This is a genomic window from Pseudarthrobacter sp. 01T43, assembly GCF_056398665.1.
Genome location: NZ_JBFTPV010000014.1, coordinates 1 through 22,644 on the forward strand (window position 1 = coordinate 1; position 22,644 = coordinate 22,644).

General features: G+C 66.1%; 23 protein-coding genes and 1 riboswitch. Of the genes, 15 read left to right on the forward strand and 8 right to left on the reverse strand.

Annotated features, from left to right (window positions below):
- From AC1DIM_RS13300 to AC1DIM_RS13310, 3 genes are all read right to left on the reverse strand, one after another.
- Window positions 1–900 (reverse strand): Hsp70 family protein (locus AC1DIM_RS13300; protein WP_477710969.1); only part of this gene is annotated, 900 nt, incomplete at its 3' end.
- Between the two features lie 251 nt (window positions 901–1,151).
- Window positions 1,152–1,397, reverse strand: coding sequence for a hypothetical protein (locus tag AC1DIM_RS13305; RefSeq protein ID WP_477710970.1), 246 nt, complete (start codon window positions 1,395–1,397; stop codon window positions 1,152–1,154).
- A gap of 86 nt (window positions 1,398–1,483) precedes the next feature.
- Window positions 1,484–2,221 (reverse strand): TetR/AcrR family transcriptional regulator, encoded by a 738-nt coding sequence (locus AC1DIM_RS13310; protein WP_477710971.1) that lies wholly within the window; start codon window positions 2,219–2,221, stop codon window positions 1,484–1,486.
- A 147-nt stretch (window positions 2,222–2,368) separates the two neighbouring features.
- On the opposite strand from AC1DIM_RS13310, the gene AC1DIM_RS13315 reads away from it, so the two are divergent.
- Entirely contained in the window at window positions 2,369–3,298 is a 930-nt protein-coding gene (locus AC1DIM_RS13315) for an NAD-dependent epimerase/dehydratase family protein (protein ID WP_477710972.1), read from the forward strand.
- 13 nt (window positions 3,299–3,311) lie between these two features.
- Here AC1DIM_RS13315 and AC1DIM_RS13320 read toward each other — a convergent pair whose 3' ends face one another.
- Window positions 3,312–5,522: an MMPL family transporter gene (locus AC1DIM_RS13320; protein ID WP_477710973.1), complete on the reverse strand. Its 2,211-nt coding sequence runs from the start codon at window positions 5,520–5,522 to the stop codon at window positions 3,312–3,314.
- A 241-nt stretch (window positions 5,523–5,763) separates the two neighbouring features.
- Here AC1DIM_RS13320 and AC1DIM_RS13325 point away from each other — a divergent pair, with 241 nt between their 5' ends.
- From AC1DIM_RS13325 to AC1DIM_RS13350, 6 genes are all read left to right on the forward strand, one after another.
- Window positions 5,764–6,297, forward strand: a complete 534-nt coding sequence (locus AC1DIM_RS13325; RefSeq protein ID WP_477710974.1) for a MarR family winged helix-turn-helix transcriptional regulator — start codon at window positions 5,764–5,766, stop codon at window positions 6,295–6,297.
- Between the two features lie 114 nt (window positions 6,298–6,411).
- A complete protein-coding gene (locus AC1DIM_RS13330) occupies window positions 6,412–7,233 on the forward strand; it encodes a methyltransferase domain-containing protein (protein WP_477710975.1) in 822 nt (273 codons plus the stop codon).
- A 77-nt stretch (window positions 7,234–7,310) separates the two neighbouring features.
- Entirely contained in the window at window positions 7,311–7,610 is a 300-nt protein-coding gene (locus AC1DIM_RS13335) for a type II toxin-antitoxin system Phd/YefM family antitoxin (protein ID WP_477710976.1), read from the forward strand.
- Window positions 7,607–7,999 (forward strand): type II toxin-antitoxin system VapC family toxin, encoded by a 393-nt coding sequence (locus AC1DIM_RS13340; RefSeq protein ID WP_477710977.1) that lies wholly within the window; start codon window positions 7,607–7,609, stop codon window positions 7,997–7,999. The genes AC1DIM_RS13335 and AC1DIM_RS13340 overlap by 4 nt, the downstream gene beginning before the upstream one ends.
- Before the next feature lie 20 nt (window positions 8,000–8,019).
- On the forward strand, window positions 8,020–8,643 hold the full coding sequence (locus AC1DIM_RS13345; RefSeq protein ID WP_477710978.1) for a LysE family transporter: 624 nt from the start codon (window positions 8,020–8,022) through the stop codon (window positions 8,641–8,643).
- 154 nt (window positions 8,644–8,797) lie between these two features.
- Window positions 8,798–10,924, forward strand: a complete 2,127-nt coding sequence (locus AC1DIM_RS13350; protein ID WP_477710979.1) for a chorismate-binding protein — start codon at window positions 8,798–8,800, stop codon at window positions 10,922–10,924.
- Window positions 10,925–10,942: 18 nt separating this feature from the next.
- On the opposite strand, the gene cls is transcribed toward AC1DIM_RS13350, so the two are convergent.
- The gene (cls, locus tag AC1DIM_RS13355) at window positions 10,943–12,418 is read right to left on the reverse strand and encodes a cardiolipin synthase (RefSeq protein ID WP_477710980.1); all 1,476 of its coding nucleotides are present in this window, start codon (window positions 12,416–12,418) and stop codon (window positions 10,943–10,945) included.
- Between the two features lie 93 nt (window positions 12,419–12,511).
- Between cls and AC1DIM_RS13360 the strand changes: the two genes are divergently transcribed.
- From AC1DIM_RS13360 to AC1DIM_RS13375, 4 genes are all read left to right on the forward strand, one after another.
- On the forward strand, window positions 12,512–13,453 hold the full coding sequence (locus AC1DIM_RS13360; protein ID WP_477710981.1) for an aminodeoxychorismate lyase: 942 nt from the start codon (window positions 12,512–12,514) through the stop codon (window positions 13,451–13,453).
- Between the two features lie 5 nt (window positions 13,454–13,458).
- The gene (locus AC1DIM_RS13365) at window positions 13,459–13,941 is read left to right on the forward strand and encodes an NUDIX hydrolase (protein ID WP_477710982.1); all 483 of its coding nucleotides are present in this window, start codon (window positions 13,459–13,461) and stop codon (window positions 13,939–13,941) included.
- A 10-nt stretch (window positions 13,942–13,951) separates the two neighbouring features.
- The gene (locus AC1DIM_RS13370; RefSeq protein WP_477710983.1) at window positions 13,952–14,416 is read left to right on the forward strand and encodes a pyridoxamine 5'-phosphate oxidase family protein; all 465 of its coding nucleotides are present in this window, start codon (window positions 13,952–13,954) and stop codon (window positions 14,414–14,416) included.
- A gap of 78 nt (window positions 14,417–14,494) precedes the next feature.
- A complete protein-coding gene (locus tag AC1DIM_RS13375) occupies window positions 14,495–15,691 on the forward strand; it encodes an acetyl-CoA C-acyltransferase (RefSeq protein WP_477710984.1) in 1,197 nt (398 codons plus the stop codon).
- 88 nt (window positions 15,692–15,779) lie between these two features.
- Here the strand turns inward: AC1DIM_RS13375 and opgC are convergent, their stop codons facing one another.
- Both opgC and AC1DIM_RS13385 read right to left on the reverse strand, forming a co-directional pair.
- Window positions 15,780–18,251: an OpgC domain-containing protein gene (gene opgC / locus AC1DIM_RS13380; RefSeq protein ID WP_477710985.1), complete on the reverse strand. Its 2,472-nt coding sequence runs from the start codon at window positions 18,249–18,251 to the stop codon at window positions 15,780–15,782.
- Window positions 18,252–18,366: 115 nt separating this feature from the next.
- Window positions 18,367–18,861: a hypothetical protein gene (locus AC1DIM_RS13385; RefSeq protein WP_477710986.1), complete on the reverse strand. Its 495-nt coding sequence runs from the start codon at window positions 18,859–18,861 to the stop codon at window positions 18,367–18,369.
- 106 nt (window positions 18,862–18,967) lie between these two features.
- Window positions 18,968–19,082: riboswitch (SAM riboswitch) on the forward strand.
- 13 nt (window positions 19,083–19,095) lie between these two features.
- Between AC1DIM_RS13385 and AC1DIM_RS13390 the strand changes: the two genes are divergently transcribed.
- Genes AC1DIM_RS13390 through AC1DIM_RS13400 form a run of 3 tightly spaced genes read left to right on the forward strand, consistent with a single transcriptional unit; the run spans window position 19,096 to window position 20,987 of the window.
- Window positions 19,096–19,371, forward strand: a complete 276-nt coding sequence (locus AC1DIM_RS13390; protein ID WP_477710987.1) for a DUF1737 domain-containing protein — start codon at window positions 19,096–19,098, stop codon at window positions 19,369–19,371.
- Window positions 19,368–19,778, forward strand: coding sequence for a rhodanese-like domain-containing protein (locus AC1DIM_RS13395; RefSeq protein WP_477710988.1), 411 nt, complete (start codon window positions 19,368–19,370; stop codon window positions 19,776–19,778). Before AC1DIM_RS13390 ends, AC1DIM_RS13395 begins: the two co-directional genes overlap by 4 nt.
- Window positions 19,779–20,987 carry an O-succinylhomoserine sulfhydrylase gene (locus tag AC1DIM_RS13400; RefSeq protein ID WP_477710989.1) on the forward strand — a complete coding sequence of 403 codons (1,209 nt, stop codon included), beginning with the start codon at window positions 19,779–19,781 and terminating at the stop codon, window positions 20,985–20,987. It abuts the gene before it with no gap.
- Here the strand turns inward: AC1DIM_RS13400 and AC1DIM_RS13405 are convergent.
- Entirely contained in the window at window positions 20,950–21,882 is a 933-nt protein-coding gene (locus tag AC1DIM_RS13405) for a LysR family transcriptional regulator ArgP (RefSeq protein ID WP_477710990.1), read from the reverse strand. The two genes, AC1DIM_RS13400 and AC1DIM_RS13405, sit on opposite strands and share 38 nt — an antisense overlap.
- A 69-nt stretch (window positions 21,883–21,951) precedes the next feature.
- Between AC1DIM_RS13405 and AC1DIM_RS13410 the strand changes: the two genes are divergently transcribed.
- Window positions 21,952–22,575, forward strand: a complete 624-nt coding sequence (locus tag AC1DIM_RS13410; RefSeq protein ID WP_477710991.1) for a LysE/ArgO family amino acid transporter — start codon at window positions 21,952–21,954, stop codon at window positions 22,573–22,575.
- Window positions 22,576–22,644: the final 69 nt, after the last annotated feature.

Here is a 22,644-nt window from a genome sequence, read left to right on the forward strand (position 1 = left end):
GATGACGTCGTGGAACGGCTTCTTGGTGCGCTCGAGCAGGTCCTTGGTGAGGTCCTGGAACTTGGCGCGGGTCAGCTGTTCGTCCAGGTGGACCGGGCCGTCGGGGGTGACGGAGAGGTACTGGAGCGAAACGTTGGTGCTGGTGGAGGAGGAGAGTTCCTTCTTGGCCTGCTCGGAGGCTTCGCGGAGGCGCTGCAGGGCGATCTTGTCCTTGGACAGGTCGATGCCCTTGACCTTGAGCTGGTTCAGCAGGTAGTCCACAACGCGCTGGTCCCAGTCGTCGCCGCCGAGGCGGTTGTCACCGGCGGTGGAGCGGACCTGGATGGTGGAGAAGTTGTCTTCATCCTTGCCAACTTCGAGGAGGGAGACGTCGAACGTGCCGCCGCCGAGGTCGAAGACCAGGATGAGTTCGTCTTCCTTGCCCTTGTCCAGGCCGTAGGCCAGTGCTGCCGCGGTGGGCTCGTTGACAATGCGCAGGACGTTGAGGCCCGCGATTTCGCCGGCTTCCTTGGTGGCCTGGCGCTCGGCGTCGTTGAAGTAAGCCGGAACGGTGATCACAGCATCGGTGACCTTTTCACCGAGGTAGGACTCGGCGTCGTTCTTCAGCTTCATCAGCACGCGGGCGGAGATTTCCTGCGCGGTGTACTTCTTGTCATCGATGCCAACGGACCAGTCGGTGCCCATGTGGCGCTTGACGGAGGCGATGGTGCGGTCAATGTTGTTGACTGCCTGGCGCTTGGCGATCTCACCCACCAGGACTTCGCCGGTCTTGGAGAACGCAACCACGGACGGCGTGGTGCGGCCACCCTCGGCGTTGGCAATAACGGTGGGCTCGCCACCTTCGAGAACGGAGACGACGGAGTTGGTGGTTCCGAGGTCGATACCTACTGCACGTGACATGTGTTGCTTCCTTCTTTCCTTGGAAACTTGCTGGCGCCCCTCATTGAGCGTTCTGCACTCAACTTTACTCAGGGCAGAAGAGATGTCAATCCAAAGTTGAGCGCAGTACGCTCAACTTTGGATTCTTTGTGCAGCACGATTCGACAACTCCCCCGTATTTGCGGGCCCGCAGGGAGGGCAGCCCACGCGCGGGCAGTCCGTTCGCTGTGCGTGAACGGGCCGCCTTGGGCGCAGGAATCCGGGCCGGGACCCTAGGAGTTCCTGTCCTCGTCCTCCTCAACCTCGCGGGCCGTTTCCACGCCCCGGGCGGTTCCCACGGTGCCGGCATCGCCATAGTTGCCCTCCGGATAGTCGCCCTCCTCGCGCTGCTCCTCAACGCCGCCCACCACGCCGGCATCACCGTAATCGCCTTCCACGTACTGGCCGCCCTCACCCTCCAGTCCAGGCGCGCTGCTGGCCTTGCGGGGCTCGTCGTCACGCGCGATGTTCTCAGTCATGGCTAATCTCTCCTTTGAGGTTCGGCGTCCACCTGGGCGCAGTTGGAGTCTACTCAGACAAGGCGGGGCGAAACAGGGGTCTGCAATCAACCCTCCCGAAGGCCCGCCACGCGCGCGAGGACCGCCAGATGGTGCTCAAAGAGTTCGTCGCGGGCGCTGAACGCGTCAGGCCCGTACTGGCCGAAGACCTCGAAGCTCACCGCGCCAAACAGCGACGTCCACGCCAGCACACCGCTTGCTATCAGGCCGTCAGGTACCACGATCCCCAGCTCTGCACGGATCGCTTCGAAATCGGCAGCCAGGGCGGGAGGTACGACGGCGGCGCCTGCGGGCGATGCCTTCAACTCGCCTGCGCGGAAGGCCGCGTCGAGGATCCCCACCAAACGGTAAATCACCCTGGTGCCGGGGGTTGTGGTCTGGCCGGCGGGCGCCTGATAGCCGGGCACCGGGCTGCCGAACAGGAGCCCGTAGCGCGCCGGCTCACGCAGCGCCCACTCCCGGACAGCGAGCCCCAAGGCGGTAAACCGGCCCGCGAAGTCACCCTCGGGCCTCGCGCCCACGGCCGCATCCACCGCGTCGCCGAGCTCGCTGTAGGCGTCCACCAGCAGGAGCGTCAGAAGCTCATCGCGGCTGGCCACATATCGGTAGACGGCAGACGAAACAACCCCAAGATCCCTCGCCACGGCGCGGAGTGACAATGCCGCCGCACCGTGAGTTGCCAAGTGGTCCCGGCCAAGCCGGACAATGTCCGCAATCGTCTGGGCGCGGGCGCGCTCCCTGGGCGTCCGGAGGGTGGTTTCCGCGTGTGCGGCAGCGTCGCTCATGGGTCCAGCTTCGCACAAAGCAGAGCAGTGTCAACAATTGAGAGCACCGCTCTTGACTTCTCGCCGGAAGTGGATGCACGCTTGGGTGAGAGCAGTGCTCTCCACTAACCGTGAGCACTCGGGAATACCAGCCCTGAAGGGGAAATTATGAACGATCTACACGTTGTCACCGGAGCAGGCCCCGTTGGCTGGGCGGTTGCGGAACAGCTGGCCGGGCAGGGCAAGCACGTCAAAGTCCTGACGCGTTCGGGCTCAGGCCCGGTGCATCCGCTGGTGGAACGGCTGACCGCCGACGTCCAGGACGCCGCCCAGGTGCGTGCGGCATTCGCGGGCGCCGCCGCCGTATTCCATTGCATCCACGGGTCCTCTTATACGGCGGAGGCGTGGCGGGCGGAGCTTCCCCGGGCTGAGCAGACGGTGCTGGCAGCGGCAGGTGAGGCGGGCGCCGTCGTCGCCTTCCCAGAAAGCCTGTACTCCTACAGCCAGCCGGAGCGCCCGATGACCGAGGCAGGTCCGCGAACCGCTCAGGGCGGCAAGCGCGGGGTCCGCACCGAACTGCTGCGGGCCCGCGATGCTTCGCCCACCGACACCGTCAGCGTGGTGGCCGGCGACTTCTTCGGCCCGCGCGTCCGGAACTCCCACGGCGGCGAGCGCATGCTTGCACCCGTCCTGGCCGGAAAGAAACTCTGGGTCGTGGGCAGCGCGGACCAGCCGCACTCGTTTACCTACGTCCCGGACTTCGCGGCGGCAATGATCCGGTCCGTACAGACGCCCTCGCTGTGGAACAAGGTCTGGCATGCACCCACCGGTCCGGCGGTAACGCAGCGTCAGCTGGCCACGGCGTTTACCGAAGCCGGCGGGGTGGCTGCGCCGAAAATTGGCGCCCTACCCGGTTGGGCGCTCCGGGCCATGGGCGTCTTCTCACCCGATCTGCGCGAGGTTGCCGAAATGCTGTATCAGTTCAACAGGCCGTTTGTGATGGACTCCGCGGCGAGCCAGGCCGCCCTGGGCCTGGAACCAACGCCCCTCGAAGAGGCAGCCGCGGCCACGGTGGCCTGGTGGCGGACGCAGGGCTGAGGCCCGCACCCCGCTACCGGCGGCCCGCGCCCTCCGCCTCCAGTTCCGGATCGCGGGTGCCGGGGTCCCGCTGAACCGCCGCGTCGAGCTCCGGCCGCCCCAGCTTGCTCGGCCACCAGATGCGCGGGCCGATGTCGTACGTCAGGGCCGGGACCAGCAGCGAGCGCACCAGCACGGTATCCAGCAGCACCCCGAAGGCCACAATGAACGCCAGCTGGACCAGGAACATGATGGGGATGATGCTCAGGGCCGCAAAGGTGGCAGCCAGCACCACGCCGGCGGAGGTGATCACGCCACCGGTCACACCCAGCCCGCGCAGGATGCCCGGCCTGGTCCCGTGCTTCAACGACTCCTCGCGCACCCGGCTCATCAGGAAGATGTTGTAGTCCACGCCGAGTGCCACCAGGAAGACGAACCCGAACAACGGCACCGTGGCGTCCGCACCGGGGAAGCCCAGCAGGTTGTTGAACACCAGAGCCGAGACGCCCATGGCGGCGCCGTAGGACAACACCACGGAGAGCACCAGCAGGACCGGCGCCACCACGGAGCGGAGCAGGAGCATCAGGATAAAAAGGATGACCACCAGCACCACCGGGATAATGATCACCAGGTCGCGCTGCGCCGTGGTGTTGGTATCCAGGGCCGTGGCGGTCACGCCACCCACCAGGGCACCGGCGTCCACCGCCTTCACGTTCTCCCGCAGCGCCTTGACCACGTCCTCCGCTTCAATGGAATCCGCGGCGTAGTTGAGCGTGGCGTTGATCAGTACCTTCCCGTCGTGGACGTCCGGCACGCTGGGAGCCCCGGGGGCTCCGGTGATCGGGACACTTCCCGCAGCCAGAAGGTAGGCGTCCCCCACGCCGTCGGCCGCTTTGACCTTCGCGAGTACCTGATCAGCCTTACCTTGATCTGCAACCACGACGGCGGGGCTGCCGCTGCCGGCGTCGAAATGGCGCGCCAGCGCGTCCTGGCCGTCAACGGCGTTGGACGCTGTGAGGATGACGTCCGTCTGCGGCACACCGTTGGCCTTCAGCTGCAGGATGCCTGTCGATGCCACCAGCAGCAGGAGGACCGAAGCGATCCACACGGTGCGCGGACGGCGGGATACCAGCGAACCCGTGGCACGCCAGATGCCCTTCTGCCCTTCGAGCCCTGTGACAAGCTCCGGTTCCCGCTGATCCTCCGGGACCAGCTTGGGGCGGAACGGCCAGAAGGCAGCGCGGCCCAGGAGTGCCATCAGGGCTGGCAGCAGGGTCAGCGCAGCGAACAGCGAGCAGAGGATGCCTGCAGCCGCCACCGGGCCCAGGCCCTTGTTGGAGTTCAGGTCGGAAAAGAGCAGGCAGAGCAGGGCGATGATGACGGTGGCGCCAGAGGCAACGATCGGCTCCACCGAAGTTTTCCAGGCTGCCAGCACGGCGGCGGTCCGGTTGCGGGTGTGGGTAAGGGCTTCGCGGAACCGGGCCACGTACAGCAGCGCGTAGTCCGTGGCCGCACCGATCACCAGGATGGACAGGATGCCCTGGCTTTGGCCGTTCAACTGGATCCAGCCGAGCTTGGCCATTCCGAACACGAGCAGGATGGCGGCGCACAGTGCGAAAACCGATGTGAGCAGCACCGCGATGGGCAGGAGCAGGGAGCGGTAAACGATCAGGAGGATCACAAAGACGGCCCCCAGCGCCACCAGCAGCAGGATGCCATCAATCCCGGCGAACGCGCTGGTGAGGTCGGCCGCCAGGCCGGCAGGTCCCGTGACGAACGTCTGCATTCCCTGGGGAGCCGCCTCAGCAACAGTGGTCCGCAGCTCCTTAACGGCTTCCTTCAGCTCACCGGATGAAGCGATGGGGGCGATGAACTGGACGGCCTTGCCGTCCTCGGACGGGATAGGGCCGATCACAGCGCTGCCGAGCTTGAGCGCTTCAAGGTCGGTTTTCAGGCCTGCTGCCTTACCCAGCTGTGCCGGGGTGAACGGGGAGCCGTTTTCGATCAGGATGACGGCGGGCACTTCGTTGGAATCCCGGAATTTCGCCTGCCAGTCCTGCGCGGCCGTGGCTTCGGCGCTTGCGGGAAGGAAGGAGGCCTGGTCGTTCGAGGAAACCTCGCTGAGGCGCCCGAAGGTGGGGCCGCCGACGCCTGCAACGGCCAGCCAGGTAAGCACCAGGAGCACTGGAATGAGCCAGCGCAGCCAGAACGGAACCCGCGCGCTGTGTTGGGGACTGGTTTTCATGATTCCTTCAGGGCTGGGGAATGGAGGGGTACAATTGATTCCATCATAGAGTATCTCCATGATAGACATAAGCGGCTGTCATGCAACTTATGATGGAAGGCCCGCGGACGGCGTGCCTGCAGTAATATCCGTCAAGGCGCCACAGAGACCGGCGCCCGGGATCCACACAGCAAAATCAACACTGTGCCGGATAAACACCGGGCAGCATCAACACCGCAGCCGCGGGCAGAGGAGGGAAAAGATGACAGGGGAACCGTTCCAGCGCCCGCCTGACTCCGCCCCCCAGTCCCTGATCCGCCTGCTGCAGGACTTCACGCTTGAAGCCAACCGGTACGTGGACTCCGCCGGGGCGCAAAATGACATGCACCGCACCGACCTGAATGCGCTCGCGGTCATCATGCGCCACACCGCGAAGGGCCTCGTCGTCACGCCCGGCGTCCTCCGGAAGGAACTGCACCTCAGTTCCCCGGCCACCACTGCCCTCATCGACCGGCTGGACAACTCCGGCCACGTGGTCCGCGAACGGCATGCGTCTGACCGCCGGCAGGTCCAGCTCCGCATGACGCCCAAGGCCTTCCAGGACGGCGGCGCCATGTTCATGCCATTGTCCCGCCATATGGGTGCGGCCATGGCGTCTTTCTCCCCCGAGGAACTGGATCTCGTCACCCGGTTTATGACCGCCATGGTGGAGGCAACCGTCGCCGCCCGCCAGGAGTCGTCCGACGGCGGCCCGGCCTCCCCTGGCACTTCGGCCACCGGGGGCACCCCCAAGTAAGTAGCAGTAGGTGTCGTTTTGGGCGGTCAAAACGACATGTACTGCTATCCAGTTGGGTGGAACGCACGACGGCGGCTCCTCCCATTCGCGCTATCGCGGCGGTAGCGTTTGGTTATGAGTGCGCAGCAGCCTGGAGACGACGATGTGTACACGCACGGCCACCATGAGTCGGTGGTCCGCGCCCACGCTTCGAGGACCGCGGAAAATTCCGCGGCGTTTGTCATCCCCCATCTCACCCCGGGGACATCAGTGCTCGACGTCGGCTGCGGGCCCGGGAGCATCACCTGCGATTTCGCCGCACTGGTGTCACCAGGGAAAGTTACCGGCCTGGACCGGTCGCCGGACATCATCGCCCAGGCCGCGGCGCTCGCCGCTGAGCGCGGCGTAACCAACGCGGAGTTCGTGGCCGGCAACATCTACGACCTCGACTTCGAGGACGAGACGTTCGACGTCGTCCACGCCCACCAGGTGCTGCAGCACCTGACCGATCCGGTGGAGGCACTCCGGGAGATGCGCCGCGTGGCGAAGCCCGGCGGGATCGTGGCCGTAAGGGACGCAGACTTCCACGGCATGAGCTGGTACCCGTCCCTGCCGGAACTTGACGAGTGGATGGACCTCTACCAGCAGATCGCCCGCCGCAACGGCGCCGAGCCCGACGCCGGCCGCCGCTTGGTCTCCTGGGCCCAGTCCGCAGGCTTCACCGACGTCGCACCCACCAGCAGCAACTGGCTGTACGCCACCGGCCAGCAGCGGAGGTGGCAGGCGCGGGTGTGGGGCGAGCGGGTGCTGCATTCTGCGTTCGCCGACCAAGCCCTGGAGTACGGCTTCGCCAACGCCGCGGATCTGGCGCGTATCTCCGCGGGCTGGCACCGCTGGGGGTCCACAGACGACGGCTGGTTCCTGATCCCGAACGGCGAGGTCATTGCGAGGGCCTGAAGCCACATACAGCCTGGTTTTCCACATTGCTGAGGCCGGGGCTTCATTCTGCAAGACCCGGGTCATATCGTCGAGCCATGAGCTACTGCGGGGAGCACGAATACTGGGCTGAGCCTTACACAGCCGAGGTTGACCAACTAGACTTGGTCAACATGGGACAATACAACGTCCAAGAGGCAAAAACACGGCTTTCCGAACTGCTGAACCTTGTTGAGCGAGGCGAGGATGTGGTCATCGCCAAGGCCGGACGGCCCGTTGCCCGGCTCGTGAAGATCGAGCGCCCGCATAAACGCGAACTTGGATTCCTGGGCCCGCTCCATGTCCCCAACTCGTTCTACGAACCGTGGACGGATGAGGAAATGGGTGCTGTTGAATGACGCAGTTGCTGCTGGACACCCACGTTTTCCTGTGGTCGATTTCAGAACCGAAACGCCTCTCCAGCAAAGCTAGGAGCGCCATCTCCAAACTGGAAAACCAGGTTTATGTCTCCCCCGTCACAGCCTATGAGCTGTCGTACAAACACCGCCAGGGCAAGCTGCCTTCCGGCGCTGCGATCGTGACCAGCTTCGCCCGGCAGGTGGCCCACCTTTACGCATCTGAGCTCCCCGTCTCGGCCCCGCATGCACTGGCAGCCGGTCAACTGGACTGGGCGCACAAGGACCCCTTCGACCGGATCCTCGCGGCCCAGGCCATGGTCGAGGGGTTGACGCTGGTGACTGACGATGAGGATCTCCGGGCCTTTGGGCCCGTGGCAACACTATGGTGAACTCCCACTAAACTTGACTGGTGCAATTCTCCCTTTGGCTCGCGCTTGCGGGCGCCGGCCTCCTGATCAGCTTCACTCCGGGAGCAGGTGCCATCAACACGATGAGCAACTCCCTGACATCGGGGTTCCGCCGCTCCATCTGGGGGATCCTTGGCCAGCAGGCAGCCTTGGTGATCCACGTGATCATCGTGGCGCTTGGCGTCGGCGTCCTGGTGGCCAGCTCACCGGTGGCCTTCAACGTGATCCGCTACGCCGGCGCCGCCTACCTCGTATACCTGGGTATCCGCCAGTTCCTGAGCAAACCGGACCTGGATCAGGAACAGGCGGCCGCGCTCCGAAACGAGCCAGTCTGGTCCATGTTCCGGCGCGGGCTGTGGGTCAACCTGCTCAACCCCAAGGCGATCGTCTTCTTCCTCGCCTTCATGCCGCAGTTCATCCGCCCCGAACAACCCCTCGTGCCGCAATACACCGTGCTCACGGCCACGGTAGTGACGATAGACATCCTGGTCATGTGGTTCTTCTTCGCGTTGGCCGCCAAGTCCTTCCAGCGCTTCACCCACAACGCCCACGGGCAAAAGATCCTGAGCCGGATTTTTGGGGTCCTTTTTGTCGCAGTTGGGGTCTTACTTGCAGTGATCCACTAGGACAGGCCACACCCAACAGACTTGTCTGGCTATACGCCGAATTTCACAAATTTGTAAAGTTCCATGACTTCCGACGAGCCGGGAACGTCCGCGCCGCGCTCCGCCGGGGAACCCCGCAGCAGCGGCTGAGGCAGCAGCAGGTACGCTCTATTTCATGACCCCCGCACCTGTGATCATCGCCATTGACGGGCGGTCCGGCGCAGGCAAGACCACTCTGGCCATCGAACTGGCTGCACGGCTGCGGAACCACCACAAAGTTTCCTTGTTCCATCTCGAGGACATTTACCCGGGCTGGAACGGCCTCGCGGCGGGGATCGAACGCTACGTTTCCACCGTCCTGACACCGCTGAGCGGCGGCGAACCGGCCACCTGGACCAGCTGGGACTGGGTAAACCACTACGACGGCGACACCCGCGTCACCCTCCCCGCGGAGATCGTGATCATCGAGGGAGTGGGCGCCGCCGCCGCCGAAGCCAGGCCGCTGCTGAGCGCGGTCCTGTGGGCGGATTCACCGGACAATGTCCGCCGGGAGCGGGCGCTTGAACGTGACGGCGGCACCTATGAGCCGTTCTGGGAACAGTGGGCGGCGCAGGAAAATGAATGGCTCGCCAAGGACGACGTCCCCGGGCACGCCGACATACGCGTGCTCAACCATGCAGACGGGTCGGCCCCATCGGACGTCCTGCAAGCCCTCTCCTACCTCCCTGCGCTTGGACCGGTAATGGTTCCGGAACGTGCCGGCCGCCGCGGCCTCAAGCTGCGGGCGGAGCGCCTGGCCGGCCGGCCGGACACAGCAGCCCTCTTCGCGTCCCTGTATGGCAACTCCGCGCACGCCGCCTGGCTGGACTCCTCCAACGCGACTGCGGTACCGGCGGCGGGTCCCGCACCGCAGCAGTCACCCGCCACCGCACGCAACCGCTTCAGCATCCTCGCGGACGACGCCGGAACCTATGGCCAGTCCGTCACGCACCGCTCCGGCGAAAGTGTGGTCACTGCCGGGTCGGCAACAGTACGCGTACCTGGCCCGTTCTTCCGCTGGCTGGACACCGTCTGGGGACGCCGGGCCGTCCGCACCCCCGACGACTATCCCGGCGACTTCACCCTCGGCTGGCTGGGCTGCCTCGGCTATGAGCTCAAGCGCGAAACCGGCGGCTCGGACCTCACGTCGCCAACCCCCGATGCGGCGCTGATTTTCGCGGGCCGGGCCGTCGTGGTGGACCATGCCGAGGGAACGGTCTGGCTCCTGGCGTTGGAGGCACCTGACGCAGACAGCTGGCTGGACACCGCCCGCACCGCCGTCAGCGAAACCACTGTCACCGCAACCGCTGCTGCAGCTACCCAGGCCCCAGCCACCCCAGCCGGCGGCAGCAACGGCGTCGTACTTCCCGGCAGTCCGGCGTTCAGCAGCCGCGACACCGAGATGTCCTACAAGCAGAAAATCGCGGCCGCCCAGCACGAAATCCATGAGGGGAACTCGTACGAGGTCTGCCTCACCACCACGCTCACGGCCCGGCTGCCGGCCACCGCGGCGGCCCCCTGGCCCACCTACTTGGCCCTGCGGCGGAGGAACCCGGCACCGTTCGCCAGCTACCTGCGGTTTGGCGGACTGACCGTGGCAAGCACCTCGCCGGAACGCTTCCTGCGCATTACCTCCGACGGCGGCATGCGCGCCGAACCCATCAAGGGCACCCGCCGCCGGGGTGCCGATCCGGAGCAGGACCGGGAACTGCGCGACGAGCTGGCGGCGTCGCTCAAGGACCGTGCTGAGAACATCATGATCGTGGACCTGCTGCGGAACGACCTCAGCCATTTCGCAGAGCCCGGATCCGTGACGGTCAGCCGGCTGTGCGAGATTGAAAGCTACGCCACGGTGCACCAGATGGTGAGCACCATCGACGGCCAGTTGGTGCCGGGTTCATCGCGGGCTGAGGCGGTGGCTGCCTGTTTCCCGGCCGGCTCCATGACCGGCGCCCCGAAAATTAGCACCATGGCCATCCTGGACAAGCTGGAGGACGGCCCGCGCGGCCTGTATTCGGGCGCGATCGGCTACTTTTCGCTGAACGGTGCAACGGACCTGGCCGTGGCAATCCGCACCCTGGTGACAGACTCTGGAACTGGTACGGCCGGGGACGGCAGCGACGAAGCAGCGACGGCGGAACTGACCCTCGGCATCGGCGGTGCCATCACTGCCGACTCGGTGCCGGACGAAGAGTACGACGAGATCCGGGTGAAAGCGCACGGCGTACTTTCCGCTCTCGGCGCGGAGTTCCCTGGCGGGTAGGCCGGCCGGCTCCCGGAACTACTGGACGGTGGCCGTCAGCCGCGCCACGTTATCGATATAGCGGGCAGCGAGTGGACGCTGGAGCCAGTCCTCGAGCTTGAGCTCGCTCGAAATGTCCCGGTACGTGTTTTCCACCGCGCGCATGCTCTCCACGATGCCCGCGCCGAGCAGCATCACCGAGACTTCCATGTTCAACGAGAAGGACCGCATGTCCATGTTGCTGGACCCGAGGACTGCCACTTCGTCGTCGATGGTGAAGTGCTTGGCGTGAAGCACGAAGGGTGCCTTGTAGAGGTAGATCCTGACTCCGGCCTCCAGCAGCGCCTCATAGTAGGAGCGCTGGGCATGGTGGACCAGGAACTGATCGCCCTTTTCCGAAACGAACAGCTCCACATCGACGCCCCGCTGGGCCGCGGTGGTGATGGCGTAGAGCAGCGAGTCGTCGGGGACGAAGTACGGGCTGCAAATGGAAATTCGATGCTGGGCCGAGTAGATCAGGGTGGTGAAGAGGCGCAGGTTGTTTTCGGTGATGAACCCGGGTCCGCTGGGCACTACCTGGGCAGTGACGTTGCCCGGTTCCGGGTTGGCCGGGAGCTGCAGCTGGTGTTCGAGATTTTCGTCGGTCTCGCTGAGCCAGTCGGTGGCAAAAACCACGTTCAGTGTGGTGACGATCGGCCCGCGCAGGCGTGCCATGAGTTCCACCCATTCGCGGCCCGCTTTGCGGTGCTTCGGGTTGTTGTAGGAAGGCTCAATCAGGTTCTGCGAACCGGTGAAGGCGATTTCACCGTCCACCACCATGATCTTGCGGTGGTTTCTGAGGTCCGGACGGCGCCACTGGCCCTGGGTAGGCAGCAGCGGCAGCATGCGACGCCACTGAATTTTGCCGGCTTTGAGGCGGTTGAGGAGGTTTTTGTACCCCTTGACCCTGAGCGTACCGATGTGGTCGAACAGGACGCGTACTTCCACGCCGCGCTCCGCTGCCTCTTCCATCGCCGTCAGCAGGTCGTCGGTGACATGGTCCGTGCTCATGATGTAGAACTCGGCGTTGACGAATCTCTTCGCCCCGCGTACCGCCTCGGTCATGGCCAGGATAGAGTCCGGATAGCCGGGGATGAGGTCCACTGAGTTGCCGTCCACCATCGGCAGGGACCCCAGCCGACGGTTCAATTCCCCGGCGGACTTGACCCAGTCCGGGCCCGGATAGTCGCTTTCGACGTCGGCCAGCGCCGAGATGCCGGACCGCACCCTGGTGTTGACGATCTCCTGCTGCTTCCGGCGCCGGCTGGAGAGCCTGAAGTTCCCGAAAAGCAGGAAGAGAGCCAGGCCGAGGAACGGGATGAAGAAGATCCCCAACAACCAGGCCATGGCAGTGGTGGGGCGCCTGTTGCCGGGAATAATGCCCACGGCCAGGACCCTGATCACCAGATCGGCAATGCTCAACAGCACAACAAGCCACGTCGGCGCGGTACCGGCAAGCGAAATCGGCCACAACACTGGAAATACCCCCGGGGTGTGCGCACCGGCGGACGGATTCCGGCCGGGCAATGACCAAAGCTTAGCCGCGCCAGGCCCGACTAAGCTGGAGCCATGACCTCTCCTGCGCCCGTGGTGCTCGTTTTCCTTGACCCCGCCTACCCGGAGGGCCGCCTGGCCGACGCCTCACAGCCCCAGCTGATGGCTACGGACCAGGGTGCCACACGCGGAGACGGGGTGTTCGAATCCATGCTCGCCGTCGGCGGGAACGTCCGGAAGCTGCAGGCCCACCTGGACCGGCTGGGCGGGTCGGCCGAAACCCTCGACCTGGTCATTCCGGCGCAGGAGCAATGGCGTGCGGCCATCGCCACCGGCGTAGCCGAACACCGCTCCCAGCACCCGGCACCTGCCGCAGCCGAGGATGAGCTGGTGGTGAAACTGGTGGCCACCCGCGGGCCGGAAGGCGCGGACTCTCCCACGTGCTGGGTACAGGTGTCCCCCGTGGGTGCGCTCGGCCGCCGCCAGCGCGAGGCCGGCATCGACGTCATCCTCCTGGACCGAGGCTACGACAGCGACGTTGCAGACCGCGCGCCCTGGCTGCTGCTTGGTGCCAAGACGCTGTCCTACGCGGTGAACATGGCTGCCCTGCGGCACGCGCACAAACAGGGCGCCGACGACGTCATTTTCCTTTCCGCCGACGGGCGGGTCCTGGAGGGCCCCACGTCCACAGTCCTGCTGGCACACGTGGAAACATCCGACGACGGCGCCGGCGGCATTCGCACCGTCCGCCGGCTCATCACGCCCCAGTTGGATACCGGAATCCTTCCCGGAACGTCCCAGAATGCGCTTTTCAGCGCCGCGAAAGCGGCCGGTTGGGAACTGGGATACGGTCCGTTGGAGCCGCAGGACCTCCTGGACGCTGACGCCGTGTGGCTGATTTCCAGCATCCGGCTGCTGGCGCCAGTGAACCACATCGACGGCAAGGAAATCGGCACGCCGGCCCTGCAGAAGCAACTGACCACCGAACTCAACGCACTGTACGCAGGAATCCAGTAGGCCACGTGACGGTGCGCAGCGCGGGCATCCTGCTCTACCGGCACGGCGTGGCAGGAGGGCTGGAACTCTGGATTGGGCACATGGGCGGGCCGTTCTGGGCCGGCAAAAAGTCCCACTCCTGGTCGCTTCCCAAGGGCGAGTACCAGGCTGACGAGGACCCCCTGGCGGCCGCGCGGCGCGAGTTCACCGAGGAGATCGGCACCCCGCCGCCTGCTGCTGATTACGTCCTGCTCGGCGAATTCCGCCAGCCGTCCGGGAAGCGCATCAGCGTGTTCACCGCCTCCGCTGACTTCCAGCCGGGGCAAATTGTCAGCAACACGTTTCCCCTGGAATGGCCCAAGGGTTCCGGGACCATCCAGGACTTCCCTGAAATCGACGATGCCCGGTGGGTCACCGAGGCCGATGCGCGCACCAAGCTCGTCAAGGGCCAGCTGCCGATCCTCGATGCCCTCGTCCAAGACCTGTTGAAACGGCAGGATCATCCGTAAGGTTTGGTCCATGAACTCGCACACGGATCCGATCATCAAACTGACCTTTGACGAATGCTGGGAAATGCTCGCCGCCGACATCGTGGGGCGTCTGGCCCTTGTTGTGGACGGCCATCCGGAAATCTTCCCGGTCAACTACATCCTGCAGCGCAGGAGCATCGTCTTCCGCACCGCCGGCGGCACTAAGCTGTGGGGCGCGGAATCGGAACGGCCCGCGGCGCTTGAAATCGATGGGTACGATCCCGGCACCGAGGAAGCCTGGAGCGTGGTGGCGCGCGGAGACACGGAGTTGATCGAAGACCAGGCTGAAAAGGACGCCGTGGACGCCCTTCAACTGGAGCCCTGGCAGCCCGGACCGAAGGACTACTACATCCGGTTGACCCCACGGGCGCTCACCGGGCGCCGGTTCCGGGTCAACAAACCGGACGTTTGGAACACCAGGCCCACTGACCGCCGCCGCGCGTCCTTCGAATAACCGAGTCCGTCGAATTACCGCTTACTCCGAATTGCCGCGTCCGGCGGATCGACTTCGACCAGCCATGAGGCCCAAACTATGAGCAATGATGCCCGCATCCCCGTCATCCTGGGCGGTGCACGCACGCCGTTCGGCAGGTTCCGCGGCGGCCTTTCCGGCCTGTCCTCCAGCGAACTCGGCGCCCACGCCATCCGCAACGCCCTGGCCCGGACCGGAGTGGCCCCGGAACAGATCCAGGCCGTGATCGTGGGCCAGGTCATCCAGGCCGGCGCCGGCCAGGGACCCGCGCGGCAGGCCAGCCTCGCTGCCGGAATCGGCTGGGACGTGCCCACCGTGACCATCAACAAACTGTGCCTGTCCGGACTGACCGCCGTGATCGACGCCGCCCGGATGATCCGCGCCGGTGAGGCCGACTTCATCGTGGCCGCGGGCCAGGAATCGATGACGAACGCCCCGCACCTGCTGCCCAGGCTCCGCGCCGGCGTTGCAATCGGCGACGCGGCGCTGCTGGATTCGTTGAATTTCGACGGCCTGCAGGATCCACGCTCCGGTGAGCTGATGGGTTCCGCCACTGACGCCGGGAACGCACGCCTGGGCATCAGCCGGCAGGACCAGGACGCTGTCGCCGCCCGCTCCCACCAGCGGGCGGAAGCCGCCCGGGCGGCCGGCATCCTGGCAGAAGAGATCGCTCCGGTGGAGGTGCCGCAACGCCGTGGCCCCGCCGTCGTGATTGATGCTGACGAGGGGATCCGGGCAGGTACGACGCCGGAGGCCCTTGCCGCGCTGAAGCCCGCCTTCTCCACGGCGGACTCAGCCACCATCACCGCGGGGTCCTCCTCGCCGCTCTCCGATGGCGCGGCCGCCCTGGTGGTGGCCAGCAAGGCCGCCGCGGAGGCGGCCGGACTCAGTTGGATCGCGGAGATCGGCAGCCACGGCCAGACCGCCGGACCTGACGGTTCCCTGCACTCCCAGCCGTCACGCGCCATTGAGCGTGCCCTGAAACTGGAGGGGCTGACCGTGGGGGAGCTGGACCTCATCGAGGTCAACGAAGCCTTCGCCTCGGTGGTGCTGCAGTCCGCCAAGGACCTGGAAATCGACGCCGCAGAGATCAACGCCGACGGCGGCGCCATCGCCTTGGGGCATCCGGTGGGCGCCTCCGGGGCGCGCCTGGTGCTGCACCAGGCGCTGGCGCTAAAACGCCGTGGCGGGGGCACCGGCGTGGTGGCGCTGTGCGGCGGCGGCGGCCAGGGCGAGGCCCTGATCCTCAAGGCCTGACGCGGACCCGTGAGCGGATCGGGTCAGGTCAGGTCACGTCAGGTCAGGTCAGGTCAGGTCAGGTCACGTCAGGTCAGGTCAGGTAAGGTCAGGTGGGGATGATCCCGAACAGGACCCGCTTTTTCACCATCAGCCACAACAGGCCCAGAACCGCCGCGTAGGCGGCAGTGTTGATCATGATGTCTCCCTGCCGCAGGACCGGGATGTTGGCGATCACGGCGATGAGCACCACGTGCAGGATGAAGACGTACAGCGTGGCCTGCCCCAGCGGGATCAGGAACCAACCCACGGCGCGTTCCACCGGCTTCCAGTAGGCGGTCAGGAACGCGTAGGCGGCCACCACCAGGACCAGGACGTTGAGCAGGCGCCCGGGATCCAGGTAGGTGCGGGCAAAAAAGGTGTCGTACATGACCCGGTAGGCCGCGTCCGGGATGACGGCCAGGCGAACGTCGTACCCGTTGGCCAGATAGGGGTTGCACCAGGACAGTAACGCAAAAACGGCCGTCAGCACCGTGCATGCGGCCACCACCCAGTGATGCGCCGACAGCCAGGCAAGGATCCGGTGCCGGTGGAAGCCTGCCACCAGGCCGAGGACAAAGAGCACCTGCCACACCAGCAGCGGGAAGGAGTCCTCGAACTGGGACGGCAGCAGCCTGAACCGGGTGGCCGCGCCCACCGCGTAGAGACCCAGCGTCGCGGCCAGCACCCACAGCGCCTTGCCACGGTTAAGCGCCGCGAGGATCAGCGGGCTGGCGAGCAGCAGCACCACGTAGAGGCCCATCACGTTGAACTGCCAGGGCCCGAACTGCAGGAGGATGATGGCGGGCAGGACCTGGGCGGGGACCGGGAACTGCAGGAGGGTTTCCATCCCGGCGTACAGGTCGTAGGTACGGCCGACGGCGTTATGCCCGGCACCCCCGGTACCCTGGTCCACGTATGTGGTCAGCGCATCGGTCTGGAAGAACGGCAGCAGCGAGAGCAGGAAGACTCCCACCAGGACGGCCAGGGCTGTCCCGTACAGCTTGCCCGCCCTGCGGGACGTCAGATCCACCACCTTGCCGAAATCGTCCTTGACCCTGGGGCCGTAGACCATTCCCACCACCAGTCCGGAAAACAGCACGAACAGTTCCGCGCCGGATACGAACCCCACGGCTTCCTGGGTAAGCAGCTGAAACAGCGATGACATGCCCAGGTGGTTGACCACCACAAAAACAATGGCCAGCCCGCGCAGGAGGTCCACGCGGGAATCCCGTTTGGAAGGCAGGCCATAGCCCCAGCCGGCCACCGCCCCGACGCGCCGCGGCAGTTGCCACAGTGCAACCAGCAGAATGATCATGGCCGCGGCTACGCTCCAGGCCGCCGCCCCGGACAGGGAGTTGGCGTGCGTGGCCTGCTGGCCCCCGCTGACGGCCGTCACCGGCCCGGTGGTGAGGCCGGCTTCAGCCAGTCTCTTACCGGCAGCCCGGGCAATGGTGTCATTGCCGGTCAGCCGCCAGTCAATGCTGACGACCCCGGTATCCCGGGTGCTGGTCCGTTCGTCCCAGACGACGGCGGCGATCCGCGAGAACTCCGCGGACGTGGCGGCGGCCAGGGTTTGGTCCCACCAGGGCGACTTGATCTCAGTTTCCGCGGCGCCCCCCGCGGCGGTGCTGTAGTAAGCGGCCGTCTGGAGGAGCATCGGTTTGTTTCGCCCGGCGGCGTAGGCGGCGTAGAAATCCTCGTTGCCTGACTGGGTCAGCATCGCGGGCAACTCGCCATCAGCCGGGACGGTATTGACGGCGGAGTTGCCGCCGGTGTCGTCGTGATAGGCCGTCAGCCCCACCCATTCCACAACATCATCGCCTGGATAGTACGGCGCGTAGGCGGCATCTGACCTGTCCCAGCGCCCATCGCCGTTGGTGTCCAGCAGTGCGAAGCCCGCCGTCCCTGCGGCCGGAGAGTTCCGCTGCCGCCCGAACGGGTAGTCCCGCCCAAGGTAGGGCTGCCACACCATCACGGTGCCGGCGTCGTCCGTGGTTTTAAACTCTGCGGCAACGTTCCGGAACGCTGCCTTGTAGGCGTCCGGCTGCTGTCCCCAGTCCACCCAGCTGGAGTTCATGTCCGGGGCGAAGCGGATCAGGATGGTGCCTTTGAAGGAAGCAGCCAGTTCCCCCACCTTGGCCGCGAAGGCTTTGGCCGCCGCCGAGTCCACCTGGTCCAGTGCCACGGTGGGCCGCACGGTGAGCATGGTGTGGGAACCTTGGCCGGCGGCCTGGCCCAGGTACTCGCGGATGTCCCGTTCCTCACCGGGCCGGACGGGCAGCGAGATTTCGTGGCCCAACAGCGCCGGTGCAGCCCCGAGCCGTTCGGCAAAACCCTGGGCCGAGTCCTCGTCCCACTCCAGGACCGCCCCCAGCAGGGGCTTGCCCTGCTGGGGCTCAGGCTCGGCCGCATGGCCGGCACCCGCAGGCAGGACCGCAAACAGGAGAAGCAGGGCCGCAAGGAGGGCTGCCGGAAGCGGGCTGAGGAGCCCGCCTCTGACCCCTGGCAGGACGCGACGTACTCCGGTGGCTACTGGCATGCTGGTGTGGACCCTCCCCCAGGACGGCTTCTCAGTGATGGCGGCCGTGCCCCCGCGAAAACTCTATCGGTCCTGGCAGCCCCATCCCGGCCACCCACCTGCGCGGCCGTCCGGGTCAGCCGGCCAGGATCACCAGCGGCACCAGGCGCTGGGCGCAGGAAACCTGCGTCAGGGTCCGCGGTCCCGCATCCGCCCGGTTGTTGACTCCGGTGTCATCGCACCAGTCCACGTTGTACGGGTACGCGGTGACGGCGGCTTTCCCCGGGGACATGCCCGCCGGGACGGTGAACACCAAAGTGAAACCGCCGTCGTCGTTCATGGGGGCAAGTTCTTCCAGCACGGAGGTGCCGTACGCATCCAGCAGTTCCACATATACCTGCGCATTCTGACCGTAGCGGGCAGTGCAGACGGTGTCGGAGGCGCTGACAGTGACTTCGGCGCCGGGTTTTGCTTCCGACGGCGTCACCGTGAACGCGGGCGGCATGCACGGCGGCGGTGCGGCGAGGTTCCGGCAACTCGTGAGGGCCACCATCATGAACGCAGCACACAGCACCACGGTGACGAGGCGCCGCCACGTCCCGGTCAGCCGCGTCCCCCGGTCTACCACCATGGTCCGATTGTCCTGTCCGGTTGCTGCCCGCGGAAGCACGGGTTGGTTACGGAACATGACGACGGCGGCCGTGCGGCGGGGCGGGGCGGGTGTTACGTTTTTGGGGAGTAATGAGAACCGGCGCCAAGCCCTGACTGGCCGGTCGGCAACCCTCCTATCGCGGCGGGGTGCCTCAGGTGAATACTCGGCATATCGACCCATTCGAGCTGCAAGCGTGAAAGAAGGAGATCCGTCGTGTCTGACGCACCTGTCCCTGAAGAAAAACTGGCGTACCGGCTTATCACCGGGCCGGACGACCGCACTTTCTGTGAGCGGATTTCCGCCGCACTGGCCGAGGGCTATGTCCTGCACGGCAGCCCGGCCGCCACGTTCAACGGCACCGCCGTGATCGTTGCCCAGGCGCTCATCCTGCCGGCGGCCATCGCCAGCGCGGATGCCGCCGTCGCCACCGCCGTGGAAGATCTCGAATCCACGGGCGACCTCGAGTTCGACGGCGAGGGCCACGCATGAGCTACGCCGGAGACCTCACGCCGCAGGAAGCCTGGACCAAGCTGGAGCAGGGCGCCATCCTGGTGGATGTCCGCACCGAAGGCGAATGGGCGCACATCGGCATCCCGGACACTAAGGCTACGGACAACGATCCCCTGTTCATTCCCTGGACGTTCCCGGGCGGCATTCCGAACCCGGATTTCATCACCCACCTCACAGTGCAGGCCCCGGAGGACAGCGACACCGAACTGGTTTTCATCTGCCGCTCAGGCCAGCGCTCCATCGCCGCCGCCACTGCAGCGACCCAGGCCGGCTTTACTTCCTACAACGTCCTGGAAGGCTTCGAAGGGGAGCCGGACCGGTACGGCGAGCGGACGGTCAACGGTTGGAAGAACCGCGGCCTGCCCACCAACCTTGGAAGCAAATAAGTGACATTCAACGAAGAAGCTGCCGGCTGGAGCCCCGACACCCAGGCCGTCCGCGGCGGCCTCGACCGCACGCAGTTCCAGGAAACCACGGAGCCCATCTTCCTGAACTCGGGCTTCGTCTACGAGTCGGCTGCCGCCGCGGAGCGCGCATTCACCGGCGAGGACGTACGGTTTGTTTACTCCCGCTACGGCAACCCGACGGTGGCCACCTTCCAGGAACGCCTTCGACTGCTCGAAGGCACCGAGGCGTGCTTCGCGACGGCGTCGGGCATGTCAGCGGTTTTCACCGCCGTGGGTGCCCTGCTGGGTGCCGGTGACCGGGTGGTTGCCGCACGTTCACTGTTCGGCTCCTGCTTTGTGATCCTGAACGAAATCCTTCCCCGCTGGGGCGTAGAGACGGTATTTGTGGACGGCCCGGACCTGGACCAGTGGCGCGGAGCCCTGTCAGAGCCCACCACCGCCGTGTTTTTCGAATCGCCGTCCAACCCGATGCAGGAAATTGTGGACATCGCCGCGGTCAGCGAACTGGCGCACTCAGCGGGCGCCACGGTGGTCGTGGACAATGTTTTTGCCACTCCCCTGCTGCAGCGCTGCGGGCAGTTCGGCGCGGACGTGATTGTGTACTCGGGCACCAAGCACATCGACGGCCAGGGCAGGGTGATGGGCGGAGCCATCCTGGGCACCAAGGAATTCATCGACGGCCCGGTCAAGCAGCTCATGCGCCACACCGGACCGGCGCTGTCCTCCTTCAACGCCTGGGTCCTCACGAAGGGCCTCGAGACCATGGCCCTGCGCGTGAACCACTCGTCCGCATCGGCGCTGCGGCTCGCTGAATGGCTCGAGCAGCAACCGGCCGTCAGCTGGGTCAAGTACCCGCTGCTTCCGTCACATCCGCAGTACGAACTCGCCGCCAAGCAGATGAAGGCCGGCGGCACGGTCCTCACGCTGGAACTTGCAGCGAGCGGCGGCCGCTCCGCCAAGGAGGCCGCCTTTGCGCTCCTGGATGCGCTGCGGATCATCGACATCTCCAACAACCTGGGCGATGCGAAGTCCCTCATCACCCATCCGGCCACCACCACCCATCGGGCCATGGGGCCGGAAGGACGCGCGGCGATCGGGCTCAGCGACGGCGTGGTGCGCCTGTCTGTTGGGCTCGAAGACGTGGACGACCTCATCGGCGACCTCGAACAGGCACTGAAGCAGGTCTGACGGCGGGGCGGAGCTGGCTGGCCGCCGCCTGCCGCACCGCCGCGGTCAGCTGGTTGAGCGCCGGGGATTCGATCTTCCAGCGCTGCCAGTACAGGGACACATCAACCGGGTTTCCTGGTGCCAGTTCCACGAGGTCCCCGCTTCTGAGGTCGGCCAGGCACTGCTGCTCAGGCAGGAGCCCCCAGCCCAGTCCCAGCCGGATGGCCTGTGCAAATTCGGCCGACGACGGCACATAGTGCCGTGGTGCCGCCAGCTCTGTGCCCGTCAGCGTGCGGAAGAATCCTGCCTGCAAATCGTCCTTGCGGTCGAAGTCCACCACCGGTGACTGGCTGCCCGCCAGCAGTTCCGGGCCGTCCGGCCACCAGTGCCGCACATAACCCGGGCTGGCCACCGCCCGGTACCGCAGTGAACCCAGCGGCTCCACACTGCAGCCCGGAACCGGCTCCGGCGTGGCTGTCACGGCAGCCATCACAGCGCCGGTGCGCAACTGCCGGGTGGAATGCTGCTCATCCTCCCGCCGCAGTTCAAAACAGGCGCCGAGGTCCGCCGGCAGGCCTGCCAGCGCCGGCAGGAACCAGGTGGAGAGTGAGTCGGCGTTCACCACCAGCGGGATGGGTGCGCTCGGTGCGCTATGGCCACCGCCCAGCTCCTGGCGCGCGTCCCACTCCAGCTGCCTGACCTGCAGGGCGAACCGCAGGACTGCCTCGCCGGCGGTGGTCGGCCGGACCGGGCTGGTGCGCTGCAACAGGATCTGACCGGCCGCATCCTCCATCGCCTTTACCCGCTGCGAAATGGCCGACGGCGTGACGTACAGGCTGCGGGCGGCCGCTTCCAGGGTGCCCTCTTCCACCACTGTGGCGAAGGTTCGGAGCTGCTCCAGCTGGAATGCCTTCATTAGCTTTCCTTAAGATAAGTAAGAATGTTTAGCTGGAGTAATTGTAGGCGGGGCCGTACGTTGAAACATATGGACTTCACAGGATTGCTGGGCCCCGCAGCATTGGGCTTCGGCACCGGACTCGCGCTCATCGTGGCCATCGGCAGCCAGAACGCCTTTGTCCTGCGGCAAGGCATCCGGGGTGAGCACGTGGCCGCCGTCGTGCTCGTCTGCAGCGTCTCGGATGCGATCCTCATCGCCGCCGGCATTGCCGGGGTGGGGGCCCTGCTGCAGGCGAACCCGGTGATTGTGGCCGTGGTCCGGTTTGCCGGCGCGGCGTTCCTGGTGGCGTACGGCGTCATGGCGGCACGCCGCGCTTTGCGTCCCGGGGCACTGACCGCGTCCGGCCGGCAGCCCGCCGTCGGCCTCGGCGCCGCACTGTCCACGGTGCTCGCACTGACCTGGCTCAACCCGCACGTCTACCTGGACACCGTCCTGCTGCTGGGGTCCGTGGCTAACCAGCAAACGCACGACTTGCGGTGGTGGTTCGGTGCCGGTGCAATCGCGGCCAGCGTGGTGTGGTTCAGTGCGCTGGGATTCGGGGCCCGAGTCCTTCGCCCCTTCTTTGCGCGGCCCTCCTCCTGGCGCCTTCTCGACGGCCTCGTCGCAGCCGTGATGCTGACGTTGGGGATACGGCTGGCCCTGGGCGGCTGAGGGCACGGGGCCTGCCGGACTTGCGGGCTGTTGGCCGGAGGTGCCCGTCGGGCAGCGCCGGAATCACCG

Excerpts from the sequence above, each read along its gene's own strand:
- AC1DIM_RS13305 (WP_477710970.1), bottom strand. The coding sequence starts at position 1,397 with ATGACTGAGAACATCGCGCGTGACGACGAGCCCCGCAAGGCCAGCAGC.
- AC1DIM_RS13310 (WP_477710971.1), bottom strand. The coding sequence starts at position 2,221 with ATGAGCGACGCTGCCGCACACGCGGAAACCACCCTCCGGACGCCCAGG.
- AC1DIM_RS13315 (WP_477710972.1), top strand. The coding sequence starts at position 2,369 with ATGAACGATCTACACGTTGTCACCGGAGCAGGCCCCGTTGGCTGGGCG.
- AC1DIM_RS13320 (WP_477710973.1), bottom strand. The coding sequence starts at position 5,522 with ATGAAAACCAGTCCCCAACACAGCGCGCGGGTTCCGTTCTGGCTGCGC.
- AC1DIM_RS13325 (WP_477710974.1), top strand. The coding sequence starts at position 5,764 with ATGACAGGGGAACCGTTCCAGCGCCCGCCTGACTCCGCCCCCCAGTCC.
- AC1DIM_RS13330 (WP_477710975.1), top strand. The coding sequence starts at position 6,412 with ATGAGTGCGCAGCAGCCTGGAGACGACGATGTGTACACGCACGGCCAC.
- AC1DIM_RS13335 (WP_477710976.1), top strand. The coding sequence starts at position 7,311 with ATGAGCTACTGCGGGGAGCACGAATACTGGGCTGAGCCTTACACAGCC.
- AC1DIM_RS13340 (WP_477710977.1), top strand. The coding sequence starts at position 7,607 with ATGACGCAGTTGCTGCTGGACACCCACGTTTTCCTGTGGTCGATTTCA.
- AC1DIM_RS13350 (WP_477710979.1), top strand. The coding sequence starts at position 8,798 with ATGACCCCCGCACCTGTGATCATCGCCATTGACGGGCGGTCCGGCGCA.
- AC1DIM_RS13360 (WP_477710981.1), top strand. The coding sequence starts at position 12,512 with ATGACCTCTCCTGCGCCCGTGGTGCTCGTTTTCCTTGACCCCGCCTAC.
- AC1DIM_RS13370 (WP_477710983.1), top strand. The coding sequence starts at position 13,952 with ATGAACTCGCACACGGATCCGATCATCAAACTGACCTTTGACGAATGC.
- AC1DIM_RS13375 (WP_477710984.1), top strand. The coding sequence starts at position 14,495 with ATGAGCAATGATGCCCGCATCCCCGTCATCCTGGGCGGTGCACGCACG.
- opgC (WP_477710985.1), bottom strand. The coding sequence starts at position 18,251 with ATGCCAGTAGCCACCGGAGTACGTCGCGTCCTGCCAGGGGTCAGAGGC.
- AC1DIM_RS13385 (WP_477710986.1), bottom strand. The coding sequence starts at position 18,861 with ATGGTGGTAGACCGGGGGACGCGGCTGACCGGGACGTGGCGGCGCCTC.
- AC1DIM_RS13395 (WP_477710988.1), top strand. The coding sequence starts at position 19,368 with ATGAGCTACGCCGGAGACCTCACGCCGCAGGAAGCCTGGACCAAGCTG.
- AC1DIM_RS13405 (WP_477710990.1), bottom strand. The coding sequence starts at position 21,882 with ATGAAGGCATTCCAGCTGGAGCAGCTCCGAACCTTCGCCACAGTGGTG.
- AC1DIM_RS13410 (WP_477710991.1), top strand. The coding sequence starts at position 21,952 with ATGGACTTCACAGGATTGCTGGGCCCCGCAGCATTGGGCTTCGGCACC.